The sequence below is a fragment of the Rhodococcus sp. 1168 genome (genome assembly GCF_002091955.1).
Classification (GTDB): domain Bacteria; phylum Actinomycetota; class Actinomycetes; order Mycobacteriales; family Mycobacteriaceae; genus Rhodococcoides.
This window is the reverse complement of the sequence record NZ_MKKY01000059.1, coordinates 39,241-54,993: the sequence shown is the minus strand read 5'-3', so window position 1 is coordinate 54,993 and position 15,753 is coordinate 39,241. Positions and strand designations below refer to the sequence as shown.

Annotated in this window: 13 protein-coding genes; 9 read left to right on the top strand and 4 right to left on the bottom strand. The window is 61.6% G+C overall.

The genetic code is table 11. The features are described 5' to 3' along the window. Window positions 1-76: 76 nt before the first annotated feature. Window positions 77-1,468: an ATP-binding protein gene (locus tag BJI47_RS11385; RefSeq protein ID WP_254900531.1), complete on the bottom strand. Its 1,392-nt coding sequence runs from the start codon at window positions 1,466-1,468 to the stop codon at window positions 77-79. A gap of 83 nt (window positions 1,469-1,551) precedes the next feature. Here BJI47_RS11385 and BJI47_RS11380 point away from each other — a divergent pair, with 83 nt between their 5' ends. Both BJI47_RS11380 and BJI47_RS11375 read left to right on the top strand, forming a co-directional pair. Further along, entirely contained in the window at window positions 1,552-2,349 is a 798-nt protein-coding gene (locus BJI47_RS11380) for a hypothetical protein (RefSeq protein WP_088943832.1), read from the top strand. Between the two features lie 249 nt (window positions 2,350-2,598). Then, window positions 2,599-2,907, top strand: a complete 309-nt coding sequence (locus BJI47_RS11375; protein WP_088943831.1) for a hypothetical protein — start codon at window positions 2,599-2,601, stop codon at window positions 2,905-2,907. A gap of 207 nt (window positions 2,908-3,114) precedes the next feature. Here the strand turns inward: BJI47_RS11375 and BJI47_RS11370 are convergent, their stop codons facing one another. Continuing rightward, window positions 3,115-3,795, bottom strand: a complete 681-nt coding sequence (locus tag BJI47_RS11370; protein WP_088943897.1) for a response regulator transcription factor — start codon at window positions 3,793-3,795, stop codon at window positions 3,115-3,117. Window positions 3,796-3,843: 48 nt separating this feature from the next. On the opposite strand from BJI47_RS11370, the gene BJI47_RS11365 reads away from it, so the two are divergent. From BJI47_RS11365 to BJI47_RS11355, 3 genes are read left to right on the top strand one after another with little or no spacing between them, the layout of a single operon-like run. Beyond that, window positions 3,844-4,716: a phosphatase PAP2 family protein gene (locus BJI47_RS11365; RefSeq protein ID WP_088943830.1), complete on the top strand. Its 873-nt coding sequence runs from the start codon at window positions 3,844-3,846 to the stop codon at window positions 4,714-4,716. 41 nt (window positions 4,717-4,757) lie between these two features. Then, the gene (locus BJI47_RS11360) at window positions 4,758-5,141 is read left to right on the top strand and encodes a BlaI/MecI/CopY family transcriptional regulator (protein WP_088943829.1); all 384 of its coding nucleotides are present in this window, start codon (window positions 4,758-4,760) and stop codon (window positions 5,139-5,141) included. Next, the gene (locus BJI47_RS11355) at window positions 5,138-6,025 is read left to right on the top strand and encodes a M56 family metallopeptidase (protein ID WP_088943828.1); all 888 of its coding nucleotides are present in this window, start codon (window positions 5,138-5,140) and stop codon (window positions 6,023-6,025) included. Before BJI47_RS11360 ends, BJI47_RS11355 begins: the two co-directional genes overlap by 4 nt. Before the next feature lie 44 nt (window positions 6,026-6,069). Here the strand turns inward: BJI47_RS11355 and BJI47_RS11350 are convergent, their stop codons facing one another. Together BJI47_RS11350 and BJI47_RS11345 are read right to left on the bottom strand one after the other, a co-directional pair. Continuing rightward, a complete protein-coding gene (locus tag BJI47_RS11350; protein ID WP_088943827.1) occupies window positions 6,070-6,561 on the bottom strand; it encodes a DUF2231 domain-containing protein in 492 nt (163 codons plus the stop codon). A 128-nt stretch (window positions 6,562-6,689) separates the two neighbouring features. Continuing rightward, window positions 6,690-11,105, bottom strand: coding sequence for an amino acid adenylation domain-containing protein (locus BJI47_RS11345; RefSeq protein ID WP_254900530.1), 4,416 nt, complete (start codon window positions 11,103-11,105; stop codon window positions 6,690-6,692). Window positions 11,106-11,341: 236 nt separating this feature from the next. Between BJI47_RS11345 and BJI47_RS11340 the strand changes: the two genes are divergently transcribed. The 4 genes from BJI47_RS11340 to BJI47_RS11325 all read left to right on the top strand — a co-directional run bounded on the left by BJI47_RS11340 (window position 11,342) and on the right by BJI47_RS11325 (window position 15,638). After that, window positions 11,342-12,283, top strand: a complete 942-nt coding sequence (locus BJI47_RS11340; RefSeq protein WP_088943895.1) for an ABC transporter ATP-binding protein — start codon at window positions 11,342-11,344, stop codon at window positions 12,281-12,283. Continuing rightward, complete coding sequence (locus BJI47_RS11335) at window positions 12,273-13,049, top strand: ABC transporter permease subunit (RefSeq protein WP_176224812.1); 777 nt, start codon at window positions 12,273-12,275, stop codon at window positions 13,047-13,049. The genes BJI47_RS11340 and BJI47_RS11335 overlap by 11 nt, the downstream gene beginning before the upstream one ends. A 5-nt stretch (window positions 13,050-13,054) precedes the next feature. After that, on the top strand, window positions 13,055-13,900 hold the full coding sequence (locus BJI47_RS11330; protein WP_176224811.1) for an ABC transporter permease subunit: 846 nt from the start codon (window positions 13,055-13,057) through the stop codon (window positions 13,898-13,900). A gap of 148 nt (window positions 13,901-14,048) precedes the next feature. After that, the gene (locus BJI47_RS11325; RefSeq protein ID WP_088943824.1) at window positions 14,049-15,638 is read left to right on the top strand and encodes a serine/threonine-protein kinase; all 1,590 of its coding nucleotides are present in this window, start codon (window positions 14,049-14,051) and stop codon (window positions 15,636-15,638) included. The last annotated feature ends 115 nt before the right edge of the window (window positions 15,639-15,753 follow it).

The following is a 15,753-nucleotide window of genomic DNA, read 5'->3' as shown; positions in this document are numbered from 1 at the left end:
GCCTCCTCATGATCTGCGTTTCGTCAGCTTAATGTCGCGAAGACCGAATATGTCCGTTTCTCGACACCTACGGAACTCAGCCGGAATCGACTGACGAGTGTCCGGGGAGACTGATCTCGAAACGAGCGCCGCCCAGTGGCGATTGGAGAACAGTCACCGAACCAGCATGTGCGGCGACTGTGCCGGCAACAATGGCCAAACCCAGACCCGCACCGCCGTCGTTGCGTGTTCGGGACGCGTCGAGTCGCACGAATCGGTCGAACACTCGCATTCGCTCCGACTCGGCAATACCCGGCCCATCATCATCGACTGTGATCAGAGCAGACCCACCCGACTCCGCACAGGACAATTCCACTCGACTGTTCGCGTGCCGAACCGCGTTGTCGACAATGTTGCGCACCATCCGCGCCAATGCCTGCTGATCACCGGTCACTCGAACAGGAACGATCGACGTCCGAACACTCAATTCCGACATCGATACGACACGTTTACCCTCCTCGTACAAAAGATCATCGAGATCGACATCGACCGCACTGGCGGCGCTCTGCTGCTCGTCCGAACGAGCAAGCAACAAAAGATCTTCGATCAACCCCCGCATCCTGCGCGCCTCAGGAAGCAGCGAATCGTCTATCAATGTCGCATCGATCAACTCCGGCCGCGCTGCGGCAAGCTCGAGAGCGGCAGTGATGGTGGCGAGCGGGCTCCGGAGTTCATGGGAGGCATCACTGACGAATCGCTGCTGCGCACGCTGACCGGCGTGGAGGCGCTCCAGCATCTCGTTCATCGTCACCGCAAGTCGAGCGATCTCGTCGTGCGCTTCCGGAACCGGAATACGCTCCCCCAGTTGGCCATTGGAGATTGATGCCACCCGGGTCCGGATACGTTCGACGGGGCTCAACGCCGCACCGACAAGCCGGTACGTCGCCAACGCGACGAGCGCGATCACAATGGGGCCGACGATGGCCAGTAGAACTGCAACCGTGGTGACGACGTCTTCGACCGGCTCCCGGTCGGCACCCACCAATACCGTCACCGGCCCCTCTCGCGTCTTCGCACCGCGGCCCGTCACCCAGAAATCGCCACTCTCGCCGCGTTCGACACGCCCGAGATCCTGCGTGGTCGACGACGGAACCTGAAAAGTCGACAGCGACGCATCACCATCTCCACTCGAGGAGGCGAGTACTACTCCGGACGCGTCGATGACCTGCAGAATCCCGATTTGACCATCGGTAGCCAACAACGAGTCGTCGATCTGCGACGGTGAATCGGTCTGGAGTTGCTCGGATACCTGCACCGCGCGAGCCACCGCAGCAGTACGGGCAGAGGATTCGAGAGAGCTGTAGAGAACACTCAACAACGCACCACCGGCGACGATCAGGCACACAGCAAGTACCAGGGTCGTAGCAACCGCCGAACGCACCCGCACAGTCCAACGTCGTGGCCGCAACACATCGATGTAGGTACTCACGCCCCCAGTGTCCTACCTGCAGCGCCGAAGACAATGACCATCTTCAGCATCCCTTCAGGAACACCCTGTCAGAGTCGTTGTCCATGACCACCACACGCATGTTGGCGAGCAAAGTCCCCGAGGTGACGCTCTACTTCTGGATCATCAAGATCCTGGGAACCACGGTTGGCGAGACGGCCGCCGACGCTCTCAACATGGATCTCGGCTTCGGTCTTACCGGGACCACTGTCGTCGTCGGCATCATGTTGGTCGCTGCGCTGCTCTACCAGTTCACCCTTCGGCGCTACGTGCCGTGGGCGTACTGGTTGGTGGTTATCCTGATCAGCGTCGCGGGCACATTGATCACCGATAATCTCACCGACAAATTCGGCGTTCCACTGGCAACAAGTACCGGATTCTTCACCGCCGGACTGATCCTGACCTTCGCAACCTGGTATATCTCCGAGGGAACACTCTCGATACACAGCATCCGAACCCGCCGCCGAGAAGGGTTCTACTGGCTCGCAATCCTGTTCACTTTCGCACTCGGTACCGCTGCGGGCGATCTGGTTGCGGAGCAGATCGAACTGGGATACCTGACGTCGGCGCTCATCTTTGCCGCCATCATCGCCCTGGTCGCCGCCGCACATTACGGCCTACGACTCAACGCCGTCCTCGCATTCTGGATCGCATACATCGTCACCCGCCCACTCGGCGCGTCCATCGGTGACTACCTGACCCAGGACAAGACTGCCGGCGGGCTCGGACTCGGATCAACCATCGTCACCACCGTGTTCGTGATTGCCATCGTTGGTTCCGTTGCATACCTGAGCATCACCAAAGCCGACGTCCTCGACGCCGCCGCGGACAATTCCGACGCTGAAGACGCAGCGAGGGCATAGATCCACACCGAAGATGGGTCGGCGTCCGCGTGAGAGGTGTTGCGAGCATCCTCACGTCACTGAAACCCTGGTGACTCTCGCGCGCATCGTCGAATTCTCGGTACGTCAGGCATTCCGGCGCTGGTTCGGCTCCGACTGGCCGGCATTGTCGAACGCGACATACCAGAAGGATCGGGTCGATCACCGCACGCTCACGAAAGCCACGGACCCTTTCAGCTCTCCACAGGGATCCTTCAGGAGCCGACTGCGATGGTCGGTCCTGTACCGCACGAACGATATGTGCACACCGACGACCGAAGGAACCTCGTGGACATCAAGAACAAGATTGTTGCCGTCGCTGCCGTAGCGCTGGCAAGCGGATCCATCGGCGGCGGCATCGCCGCCGCTCACACCCTCGATCACGCAGCAACACCGGGCAGCAGCAGCGTCGTCGACACACCGGAAGCCGGAGACACCCCGGATGCAGTCGACACGCCCGAAGCCGGAGACACCCCGGATGCACCGGGCTCGGTGGACCTGCCCGAGTCCGGCGACGTCGCGGACGCACCGGGACAGTAACTCACAGTTCGACCCGACCCGTAGCGCCCGAAGGCTTACTGCCCTCGGGCGCTACCTACATCACTCCGACCACACGACCCTGCTGTGTACCAGCATCTTTCAGATCTTTCTTCAGCTCATCCCACGCATGATCGGGAGTACCGGATCACTTTCCTGTCAGGAGACGCTCATGCTCGCACCGACCCTGCCTGCAGCAGAACACATCTCTCAGTCGCTGGTACCTGTTGCGAGTCGGTATCCGACCCCGCGTATCGTCTCGATACTCTTGCGGCCGAACGGCTGATCCACCTTCTTACGGAGGTAGCCGATATAGACCTCGACGATGTTCTCGTCCCCGTCGTAGTGCGCATCCCACACCGACCGGACGATCTCGGACTTGGTGACCACAACCCCACTGCGCCGCATCAGGAACTCGAGCACGCTGTACTCCCGTGGGGTGAGCGATAGTTCCGATCCCGCCCGCATGACGCGGTGCCGCGCCGGATCCAATTCCAAATCGCCGACGGTCAACACTGCAGGACGCTCCGGAGCACCTCGCCGCACCAGAGCCCGCAACCTGGCCACCAACACCACGAACGAAAATGGTTTGATCAGATAGTCATCCGCACCGAGATCGAACGCATCGGCCAGATCGTATTCACCGTCCTTGGCCGAGAGCATCAGGATCGGCGTCCACACACCCTGCGCCCGCAGATCCCGCACGATGTCGTAGCCATGCTTGCCCGGCAACATGATGTCGAGCACGAGTGCGTCGAATTCGCCGGACACCGCGGTGTGGAACCCATCGTCACCGTCGTGCTCGACCTCGACAGCGAAACCCTCGGCCACCAGACCGCGCCGCACCATCTCCGCCAGACGCACTTCGTCCTCGACCACCAGTACCCGCATCGACAACTCCATCTCTGTACGTTCCAAGAAGTACACCAGAACCAACAGGTGACCGGGGATTCGCTTTCAGCGATTCTTCAGGAGCACTTCTGCACGCTGAACCCCGTGCTCCTCTCCTCATCGATGTTCGCCGTGCATTCAACGGTCACCGAAGTATTCACCGAAGCTGCCTCCACCGACGTCGAAGCGGTCGGGCTCGCGGTCGCCTTCGGTCTCGTGATCCTCGGGGTGGTGCTCCGGACACGCGATAATCGAGCCCGCGCGGCGATCTTCTCCGCACTGGGTTATGCCTTCGCTGTACTGGTTCTGGCCGTCGCGGTACACATCAACGGCGCTTTGACCGGCGCCGATGCACCAGTCGCCCAATGGTTCGTCGACCACCGAAATTCCGCCCTCGATCACCTGGCAACCGCCATCACCACCGCAGGCGGCCCACCCGAAACAGCAGCATTGGGCATCCTCGTCGCGGTGGCGCTGATCTGGAGAACCAAGCGCTACGGCCCAGCGGTTGTGCTACTTGCGACCGTCGCCGCAGCATCGGTTCTGTGCACTGCACTGAAACTGATTATCGGCCGTGACCGCCCACCACTGTCGATGCAGCTGATGCTCGAAACCGATCACTCCTTCCCATCAGGGCACGTCACCGGCAGCGCAGCCCTACTGATGATGATCGCGCTCATCGCCGGCGCGCGACGCCCGACAGCAGTGCGCGCCCTGTTGCTCGGTATCGCACTCGCGCTCATCGTCGTCGTGGCCTGCACACGCATGTATCTCGGAGTCCACTGGCTCACCGACGTCTGCGCGGGCGCTCTCATCGCCGTAGGCATGGTCACCCTAGGGGGCTACGCGCTACACCGACTCGACACTACGACTGCGGACGAACCCACACCGCCCCGGCACATCAGTCCGGTGGCGCGATAGTGCCCTATCCTTGAGGCATATCAGTGAGTGAGGTGAAACCTGTGCGTCGAGCGTCCGGTCAGCTGGAAGCGTCCCTCGTGCAGCTACTCGGTGAGCATCGAGAGCTGTCGGTGTCAGAGGCTCGCGCACATCTGGACGCCGAACTCGCCCACACCACGGTAATGACTGCGCTGGTTCGGCTCCATGGAAAAGGTCTGGTCGAGCGGGAACGCCGAGGACGATTCTTCGTCTACACCCTCACAGCGCCGGTTGACGAGATTCCCGCGCTTCGTGCCGCGATGCGTATGAGAACCGAACTCGGTGAGCGGGACAAGCGTGCGGATGTACTGGCAAGTTTCGTCGCAGCCTTGGACCCCGAGGACGAGGCAACGCTGCGCAGTCTGCTCTCACCTGCTGCACGCGATCTGGATGAGCGCGGGCAGTGACGCTACTCGTGTTCGTTGCCGCGCTCCCCTGGGTGGTATCACTGGCGATTCGCCTGAGCATCGAACATATCGATCGCCGTTTTACTCCGTCGTCTGCGGTAGTGCTGTTTCCGATGCTCGCCGTCGTCACCGCATTCTCGATTGTCGCCTCGATGGTGGCAATTGCTGCAGTCCTGGTTTCTTCGACCAAGCCCTTTCTGATTGCGTTGGGTGTTGTACTTCTCGGGTGGGTTCTCTGGCGGTTCATCGAGGTGTCACGCCATCTTCGACGGGTGGCCGTCAGTTCTTCCATGGCGTCGCGTTTCGGCACCGAAGCGAGCACGCCAGGGGGAACAGTTCTCGTCGACTCCGCTGAGCCCGACGCTTTTGCCGTGCCATCGGGTGGCGGTGCCGTCGTCGTTACGACGGGGCTCGCCGAAGTACTGTCCGATGCCGAGTTGCGTGCGGTCATCGAACATGAACGTGCGCATCTGCGATTTCGCCATGCGCTATGGATTCAGATGTGCGAGATCGCGGCCCAATTCGATCCGGTGCTGCGCCCGTTGGTAGTTCGGGTAAGACATGCTGCGGAACGTCAAGCAGATGAGTACTCTGCAACCTTCGGCCGGAATGTGACTGTGTCTGCGCTCGCGCGAACGGCTTTGCTACGCACGCATCTCGAGAGGGATGCGCAGTCTCGGAAACTTGCAAGTACCGGTGGCGATGTCGTCCGGCGAGTGCGCGCTTTGACCGAGCCCCCGCCGGAGCGCCAGCGTTACGCCGTCCTCATCGCAGGCCTAGTGGTGATAGCCGCATGCGCGTCGATCTCGATAGCACTGTTCGACGTGGCGCAGGACGTCATCGTGCCGGAGGCCGGAGAAACGCCTTCGTCTGTCTTCCAATAGCTTTGGCCGGAGGCGGGATCTTAGTTCTCGCCGTCGGCTTCCCGTCACCTGCTCGGGCCGTCCTCCGCGGGGGCGGAAGTGACGGTGTCATCCCACGCCGCACGCGCACCGGAGTCCCCGATGCGATACACCTGGACGATCGTTGCCACCCCGACGAGGACGGCCACAATCGCGACGGCAACCGATAGCCACCGCACCGGCGGCTTCTCGTTACGTTCACGGAGTTGCAGGAGTACCAGCAATGCTGCAACCACGACAGCAGCGATTGCGAAGTAGAGCATGGTATCGCCGAGTTCGGCATGCGTCTCGACGGATGCCGAACTCGGAACGCGCTTTTCCAGCCATTCCCCAGCATCTGTCGTGAGTGGTGTCATCACCAGAATCAACACCGACAAAGCCGCGATGAGCCACACTAATCTTCGACGGACTCCTGCCCACACACTGGCCGCGACGGCAAGAAGTGCAGTCAGTGGCGCGAGGACAACGATGAGATGAATCAACAGAATGTGGGCTGGTAGGCCGTTGATCGTCGACACTTTTTTCCTACTTCCGGTCACGGGTGTGCGTGCCCCACCACGTTTATACTACACGTTATGTAGTAGTTCTCACCGCACTGCGGATCGATTTCGGACCGGTGCGGACGTTTCACGAATGGCTTTGTGCTTCAGTCGGGTACGCCGTTCCACCTCGTAGTCGGATCGGCGACGATATCCCGCACGATCTGCTCGTACGACTGGCCGAACTCGGCGACCGTCGTCCCGTCGAACAATGCCGTCGGATAGACGATGTCTACCCCGACCGCGACAACAAGCCCCGCTTCGTCCCGGCGTTCGGTGATATGGACGTGCATATCGCATTTGGCAATATCCAGCGGACGTGGAGTTACCTCGAAATGGGCGTCGCCGACGTCGAACTTCGAGGTGGTGAAGACATCCAGGGACAAGGCGACTTGAAAGAGTGGATGCAGAGAATCGACGGGGTCCTCGACGAGATCACCCGCGACGTCGACGAACGGGGCAGTTGCGTGGTCGAGTGCTTTCAGTTCGCTGGTACGTGCCAGGGCAAGGACATCGTCGAACGTTCGCGCGGACGCGATATTCGTGCGGATGGCAACCGTATTGGTGAACATGCCCACGAGTTGCTCGAACCTCGGATCGTCTCGAGCTGCAACAGGAGTGCCGATGACGATATCGGCAGTCGTGCTGAGCCGCGCCAGAAGGACCAGCAGTGCTGACCGAAGTACGGTGAATCGCCCTGTCCGGGCACGGTGACCGAGACCGTCCAGCCCGTCCACGACAGCTGAGTCGAATTCCAGCGAAACTCGAGCACCGGAGAAGTCCCACTGGTGTGGCCTCGGCCGGTCCAGGGGCAAGCCGATATCGAGTGGTGCTCCACGCAACTCCTTGCGCCAGAACTCCATATCGGCGGCGGTGGACCGAGCTGCGGCCCATACGCTGAAGTCGGAGTACTCCAGCGGCAGTTCTGTCCATTCAGCGGTCTTGCCGGCGGCCCGCGCGTTGTATGCGCGAACGAAGTCCGACGCCAACACACCCAGAGACCATCCATCTGCGGCAATATGGTGCACCACGCATGCGAGCAGATGATGATCGGAAGAGACCGAGAACAGCTGCGCCCGGATGGGACGCTCGGACCGAACATCGAATGGTTCTGCCAATACCGCATCTATTGCGCCAGCATCGAATGCAGTCTTACCGAACACCGGTCCGTCGAGAAGAGAAGTCCCTTCGATGACTTGTGCTGGGCCCCAAGTCGAATCCGGATACACCGTCCTCAGGCTTCGATGGCGGACCGCCAGATCTGCGAGCGCTGCTTGCGCCGCATCGGCGTCGAACGAGCCCGTGATCTCGATGGTGAACGGCAAGTTGTACAACGGAAGGCGTGCACTGCGATCGATGTGGCGCTGCTGCGGAGCGAGCGGGATGTACGCAGCAGTATCCGAACGGACCCGCTCAGGACCGGTTGGGTAGACCGAACCCCGGTCGGCGGACCTGGCGTCCACCAGCGCAGACAGAGCACGGACCGAAGGGGCATCGGTGAGGTCTCGCACGCCGACTTCCACGGTGGTATCAGCACGAACGAGGGCGAGAACTCTGGTGGCTGCCAGCGAATCGCCACCCAGGTCGAAGAAGGACGTCTCGACATCGACGTGGTCGACACCGAGAATGCGCGCATACGCCGCTGCGACCGCAACTTCGGTGGCACCCGATGGTTCGACGCCGCGTATCTTCGGCTGTATCTGCGGTGCCGGCACGGGGAGTGCTGCTCGGTCGAGTTTCTTGTTGACCGTCAGCGGGATCGCGTCGAGAATCGTGATTGTCGACGGAATCATGTGGGCGGGCAACCGCTGCGATATATCCAGGCGAATCTGCTGTATGTCGACGGACTGCTCGATGGGCACGATGTATCCGTCGATGCGTAGCCCACCATCGGGACCGTAACGTACGGTCGAGGATGCTGCGGTGACCTGCGGATGCGCGCGCAGTACCGCATCGATTTCTCCGAGTTCGACCCGGTTTCCTCGGATCTTGATCTGATCGTCTGTTCTGCCGAGAAACTCGAGGTTTCCGTCCGCCAGGTGGCGTGCCAGGTCGCCACTACGGAAAAGTCGTGAACCATTACTGCCGAACGGGTTTGCGAGGAACCGCGTCGCTGTGTCGGCACTGCGGCCGAGGTATCCACGGGCCAGACCGCGGGTCTCGATGAAAATTTCTCCAGTGGCACCGGCAGGCACCGGGTGCAGGGCGCGATCGAGGAGGTAGATCTTCGCTCCCGTCATGGCCGCGCCGATCCCGATCGACTCACCTGCATGCAGCGGGTCGGTCATGGTGACACTGCATGTCGTTTCGGTCGGCCCGTAGGCGTTGAGCAAGCGGCGGTTCTGGGACCAGCGATCGACGATGTCTCGCTGGGCCGCCTCACCACCGATGATGATGGTCTCGATGCAGTTCAGCTCTGATGAATCGAGTGTGGCCAGAGCCGAAGGGGTGATCAACAGATGGGTGATCGATTCGCGTGAAAGTAGTTCAGCGAGTTCGAGTCCGCCATACACACCGGGGGGCGCGATCACGACCGTCGCACCGGAGATCGCGCCCGCCAGCATTTCGACGACTGCAGTGTCGAACCCCGGTGAGGCGAGATGACAGATGCGCGATGAGAAGTCGAGTTGGTAACTGGCTCGAATGTGTTGTGTGAGTGCACCGATCCCGTCGTGAGTGACGACGACTCCCTTCGGCTTGCCGGTCGAGCCCGAGGTGTAGATGACGTATGCGGCGCTATGTGCCCTGTACTCGGCCGATACGACAGCAGCGGCGGAGTGTGCCGGTTCGGAGGGATTGTCGATGTCGATCCACTGCACTTCCCCCAGTTCGGATTCGAGGTGTTCGAATGTACACAGGCCTACCTTTGCGGCGCAGTCACCGAGGATGAACTCCGCCCGTCGACGCGGGTAGTACGGGTCGATGGGGACGTACACCGCACCCACTCGCGCTACTGCCCAGAACGCCGCGACTGCGGCAATCGATCGAGACACCCGCACCACAACCATGTCCTCGGGGCCGACCCGATGATCGATCAATGCACGAGCAAGGCGATCGACCTGCATGGACAATTCGGCATACGTGACGACGCCGTTGTCGCGGACAGCAATCCGATCGCCGTAGCGACGGACCGCCTCGTCGAACAATTCGATCACCGAAGTCGAACCCTCGGCATCTGGACCGACGGACGCAGGCGAGCTTCGCGTTTCTTCGGGAAAGAAGAGCTCGAGATCCGTCACAGCGGTGTCTCCGCAGCCAGGTTCGGTAAAGCCGTCGAGAAAGTGCAAGAATCGGCGGTGATACCGGGATAGATCGCCGGGGGTGTACACGGCCGGGTTCGCCTCGAAATCGATACGGGGTTGCGTGGCAGTTCTACTCGGATAGATATTGACCGCGAGATCGGCGACCGGACCCGTCGTCACGATGTGGATCTGACCGTCCAGATCACCGACGGTAATGTTGTTGGCGAACATCATCACGTTGATGGTGGGCCCGAATTGGCCGACGCGAAGCGGAGATCCGCTCACGGATGCGGTGGGTCTGCTGCGCTGGTGCCGCAATACTCCGCTCAATGCCACTTCTGTCGATTTGACGACGCTGTCGACCGTGGCCGATCCGACTCCGGACAATCGCAGAGGGACCACATTCGACACCGAGGATCCGGCACGGCGTAGCAATGCCGTCGGCCTCGCCGACACCGGCAACGACAGGTGGACATCGTCGGAACCGGTCATGCGCGCAAGGAAAGCGGCGAACGCAGCTATCACCACACTCGATGTTGCTCGATCGCCGACCGCCCATGAAACGGCCGAAGACGTTCGGTGCGCGTCGGTGTCCGCGCCGACCGTGATGGATACCGGTTCGGGCTGTACCGCCCGGCCCAGAGTAACCGGAATCGACTCGGGCACATCAGCATTCACGGTTTCCCAAAACCGTCCATCACGCTCGGATCGGGAGGACGTTCGATAACGCTCGTCCTCCTCGACGAGGGCTGCCGGGGACGACAGGTGGAGAGGTTCCGGTTCGGCCCCCGCTCGGCAGGCCGAGTAGATCGCGGCGGCTCGCTCGAGCACTTTCATCGATGCAAACCCGTCGAGCGCGATGTGGTGGGCTCGGGTGTACCAGAGCACATGGTCATCGGTGAGACGGAAGAGCCGCAACCGGACAAGTGGCCCAGCCATCGGCAGCGGGGATCGACAATCGTTGTCCATCCATAGGAGCGCAGAACTCAATGCGCTCGGATGCGCCCTGAGATCGACAATCTCCGCGACGTCATTGATCTGTGTCGTGAATACCTGAGCGGGTCGTCCCTCGATGTCGACGACGCGCATGCTCGACGACGAGAATTCGAGGTGTGCCCGCAATCCACTGTCGAGTAGCGCATCCACATCGACCTCACCGGTGATGTCCACGTAATAGGCGATGGTGAAGGGGATGTCCGGCATGAGCTGTTGCGCATACCAAATATCGGCTTGAGTCGAACTCAAGGGCAATGCATCTTCGAGCACGGCATCCTCCCGCATCAGCACCTAACTACTACATGGTGAGTAGTTTCAGGCTACATGCGCCGCGGATCGGGGTGGCCGGTCCCGATGTGGAAGCGAAAACACCTGGACGTACGAGCATGATCGGAATCGGCAAACCCGACCCCGAAATCTTCGTACACTGGCTATCTGATGGAACGGCCGCAACGCCGCCGACTTGTCGACAGATCTGGACAACGATCACCCACCGCTACCGCGAGGGACACGATGCAAGGATGTCTGAGCAGCCTGCGATAAGGACCGATCGACTCACCAAGCAGTTCGGCGCATTCACTGCGGTGTGCGATCTCGACCTCGAGGTCGAGATCGGTGAAGTATTCGGTTTCCTCGGACCCAACGGTGCGGGAAAGTCGACCACGATCCGGACACTCCTGGACCAGATCCGGCCCACCTCGGGCCGCGCACGGATACTCGGGATGGACTCCCACAAGGACTCGTTGAAAATCCGGTCCGCGATCGGGTACGTGCCCGGGGACCTGGCCCTGTACCCCAAACTGACCGGATCGGAAACGCTGCGGTACTTCGCGCGCCTTCGCGGCGGGGTCGACCAGAAGTATGTCGATCAGCTCGCGGAGCGGCTGCAAGCAGACCTGTCTAAAAAGGTCGGTGACTACTCCACCGGCAATCGGCAGAAAATCGGGTTGATTCAAGCGTTCATGCACAAACCGGATCTACTGATTCTCGACGAGCCGACCGCGGGACTGGACCCACTGGTGCAGCGCGAATTCAACACGATGCTGCACGAGGTGCGCGAGGAAGGACGCACAGTGTTCCTGTCCTCACACACTCTGTCCGAGGTCGAACGCGTCGCCGGACGGGTCGGCATCATCCGGGAAGGCAGGCTTGTCGCAGTCGAGCGCATCGCAGACCTTCAAGCAAAAGCCATCCGCCGTCTCGACATCGAGTTCGCGGAGCCGGTGTCGCCAGAGCTGTTCGCGCAGGTAGACACCGTCCGTGAGGTCACCGTCGACGGTACCCATGCCACCGTGGCATTCGACGGCCCGATCAACGGCATCTTGGCGGCGGCGATGGCGCACGAGCTGGTCGATCTACACACCCGTGATGCCGACCTCGAGGAGATTTTCCTGGCCTACTACCGCGGCAGTTCCGAAGACTCAGAAGACGGTGCAAAGAAGGATCCATCGGATGTCCACTGACATCTTCACTCGCGAACTGACCGACCGCCGGATGCCCGTCGCAGCACTGGGCGTCGTGCTGGCACTCTTCGCATTCTTCGTGACCGGTATCAGCTCCGGGCTCGAGGACGTCATGACCGACCTGACCAACGCGATGCCCGACGCAGTCACTGCGTTCATCCCGGCTGGTCCGGGCGGCTATGCGATCGGTGAGCTGTTCAACCTCATCGCCCCGCTGGCCCTGATCGCGTATGCGGTGATCACCTCGGCGGCGGCAACCGCCGGGGAGGAAAAGGTCGGGACGATGGCGTTGCTGTCCGCCCAGCCGGTCACCAGAAGGTCGATCCTGGCACAGAAAGCTCTGGGAGTGGGCGCCGCGCTTGCTGCGGTGACGATCGTGTTCGGGGGCGCTGCGGTTCTGTCGGCAATGTTGTTCGGTGTCGACGAGCTCACTCCCCGCCACATTGCGGCGGCGTGTTTGCATCTGTACCTGCTCGCATTGCTGTTCGGGGCGATCACGCTGGCCGCGGGCGCAGTAGCGGGCGATCCCGGTATAGCCGCCGGCGTCGGAGGCGGTCTCGCTGTGGCGGCGTGGGTGTCGAACTCGATGCTTCCGATCGCACATCTCGACGCGTGGGCGCGAATCAGCCCGTGGTATTACTACGTCTCCAGCGAGCCGCTGAGTCATGGCGGCGATCTACGGCACGTCCTGGTCCTTGCCGTACTTACCCTCGCTGCGGCGACGATCGCGGCCGTCGCGTTCGACCGCCGTGACCTGAAGGGATGAGCACGATGACAACGACCTCAGACCACAGTGCCGCGGGCTCGGCACGACCGCGCCGGCTCCGCCAGATCCGAGCGGTGACGGCGCTCGCCCTGCGAGACCGGTTGACGCTGGTGGGTGTCGTGGCTGCGGCGATGGTCGCGATGGGTGCCCTGACGGGGGCGCTGTGGCCGCCGTTGCAGGACACATTGGTCGCCCTGCCTGCCAATTTCACGGACTCGGTCGGCAAACTGCTCGCTGGTGCGGACATGACCACTCCAGCGGGGTGGATGAATGCCGAAATGGTCTCGCTGGTCGTGCCTGGAGGACTGATCGCGGTTGCAATTCTCTCCGCATCCAAGGCGATCTGCGGAGAGGAACAGACAAAGACCATAGGCGTACTTTTATCACTTCCATTGAGTCGCAGCGCTTTTCTGGCCGCCAAGACCGCGGCCATGATAGTCCACGTGCTGCTCGCGACCCTAGGCGTCGCAGCCGGATTGATAATCGGGAATGTGATCGGCGGTCTCGGTATCGACGCATCCGGCGTGTTCGGCACGTGCGCGCACAGCGCACTGTTGGCGATCGTATTCGGCGCGGTCGCGGTACTGATCGCTGCGCTTACCGGTGACGGCCGGCTCGCCTCGGCCATCCCGGCGGCACTTGCCGTGCTTGCCTTCGCGCTCAACGCTTTCCTACCGCTGTCGGACTCACTTGCCGGCTTCACGAAGGTCAGTCCCTGGTACTACTTCGCAGGTAGCAACCCCCTCGTCAACGGGGTCAACTACGCTGATCTATCAATTCTTCTTGTCGCCGCGATCGTATTGTGCGCCTTGGCATTTCCCGTCTATCATCGGCGCGACCTGGCCGGTTGACCATGATGCGAAAGCTCGGGTCACCCATCTCGTAGAACTGCACACCGCGGAAGCCGTGAGGGGCTATTACGTAACGAATCCACGCTACCGAGCGAAACCTGACTGGATCATCGTTTGTATTCTTCTCGGCACACACGAAGCAGGTTCGATGAATCAGATCGCGTCAGTATCCCGAGAGGGAAGCCAGTTCGGCCCCTACAAGCTGAAATCGTTGCTCGGCAAGGGCGGCATGGGTGAGGTGTACGAGGCATACGACACTGTCAAAGACCGCACTGTGGCCCTCAAACTACTCTCACCCGACCTTGCGCACGATCCGACTTATCAGGAACGGTTCCGCCGCGAATCGCGAGCTGCAGCGCGTCTTCGAGAGCCACATATTATTCCCATTCACGACTGGGGCGAGATCGACGGCGTCCTCTTCATCGACATGCGGCTGGTCGCCGGCGATGATCTTCGAACCGTTCTCAGGGCTCAGGGTCCGATGTCACCGAGCCGCGCCGTCGCGATCGTCGCACAGGTCGCCTCAGCGTTGGACGCCGCACACGCCGACAATTTGATTCACCGCGACATCAAGCCGGAGAATATTCTCCTTACTCGGGACGACTTCGCTTATCTCGTGGACTTCGGTATTGCTCGGTCAGGTTCGGACGTACAGCTCACCACCCAGGGCACCGCGATCGGCTCGTACGCCTACATGGCACCCGAACGATTCGACGCCGATACGGTCACCCATCAGGCCGACACGTACTCACTGGCCTGCGTGCTGTACGAATGCCTCACCGGAACAGCGCCTTATCCCTCGACCAGCGTCAGCCAACTTATCAAAGCGCATCTCATGACCGCGCCACCCCGAGCCAGCCTCACTCGGCCGGGGCTTCCCCGTGCACTCGATGCGGTAGTCGTCCGCGGTCTGGCGAAAGATCCCGATGAACGGTTCTCCAGTACGGGCGATTTCGCGCGGGCCGCCCATCTTGCCCTTACTCCGCCGGACCGCGCCGAGGCCACCGCGATCGTAGATCGCACTCTCGACGGCACGGCAGTGGGCAGCGTCGGTGAATATCGACAGACCAAAGTTGGCGATGCCGTCCATCCCCGACCGCAGGCCTGGGACACAGCGGCACCTCCTCCCCCACCACCTCGACCGAATGCAGCCCCGTACCCGGTCGCTCAACCGGGGCCGCACCGCTCGACGTTTCTCCCCGTGACGATCACCCTCCTCGTCGTCCTGGTACTCGGACTCGGCGCAGCTGTTGCATGGCTGACACTCGCGCCGAAGACCGAATCCAACACGGCTGCAGTACCATCGGCGGCTGCTCCGACTTCCCAGAGCGCGCCGAACGTGGAGACAGAGCCGCCGACAACGATTGCCCCGACGTCCACTCCGGTCGTACCAACCCGCGCTCGATCGATCCCTGTATCCGGCGCGGACAGCCAAGGCTTCCTCGGCTCATCCGGGCCCCGATGCAACGCCGACAATCTCGCCGTCGCCATCGGACGCACCACCGATTCCAAAATCGTGGTGTGCGAAACCGGCGTCGGACGGTACTACTACAAGGGCGTCCGAATCACCGACGCCGCCGGGATCGAACTCGACGACCCGAGGCCCTCTGCCGGCGGATTCATCGCCACCAACCCCGCCGACGGAACCCAGTATCGACTCGATCGGTCCTCGCTGACCATCGTCTCCGACGGCGAAGTGCTGGCCGAAGAACCGATGAGGGAGTACTATGCGCGCTGACATGTCTCATTGAGGAATGGTGCTACAGCCGAAACGCTTTCGCTACCGCTGGTGTTTTTCTTCGATCGCAAGGCTCTGCCCCAGGATCGGTACCTCGATCGAAAGGGTCGGCCAC

Excerpts from the sequence above, each read along its gene's own strand:
- BJI47_RS11335 (WP_176224812.1), top strand. The coding sequence starts at position 12,273 with ATGTCCACTGACATCTTCACTCGCGAACTGACCGACCGCCGGATGCCC.
- BJI47_RS11380 (WP_088943832.1), top strand. The coding sequence starts at position 1,552 with ATGACCACCACACGCATGTTGGCGAGCAAAGTCCCCGAGGTGACGCTC.
- BJI47_RS11375 (WP_088943831.1), top strand. The coding sequence starts at position 2,599 with ATGGTCGGTCCTGTACCGCACGAACGATATGTGCACACCGACGACCGA.
- BJI47_RS11330 (WP_176224811.1), top strand. The coding sequence starts at position 13,055 with ATGACAACGACCTCAGACCACAGTGCCGCGGGCTCGGCACGACCGCGC.
- BJI47_RS11345 (WP_254900530.1), bottom strand. The coding sequence starts at position 11,105 with ATGCGGGAGGATGCCGTGCTCGAAGATGCATTGCCCTTGAGTTCGACT.
- BJI47_RS11340 (WP_088943895.1), top strand. The coding sequence starts at position 11,342 with ATGTCTGAGCAGCCTGCGATAAGGACCGATCGACTCACCAAGCAGTTC.
- BJI47_RS11325 (WP_088943824.1), top strand. The coding sequence starts at position 14,049 with ATGAATCAGATCGCGTCAGTATCCCGAGAGGGAAGCCAGTTCGGCCCC.
- BJI47_RS11370 (WP_088943897.1), bottom strand. The coding sequence starts at position 3,795 with ATGCGGGTACTGGTGGTCGAGGACGAAGTGCGTCTGGCGGAGATGGTG.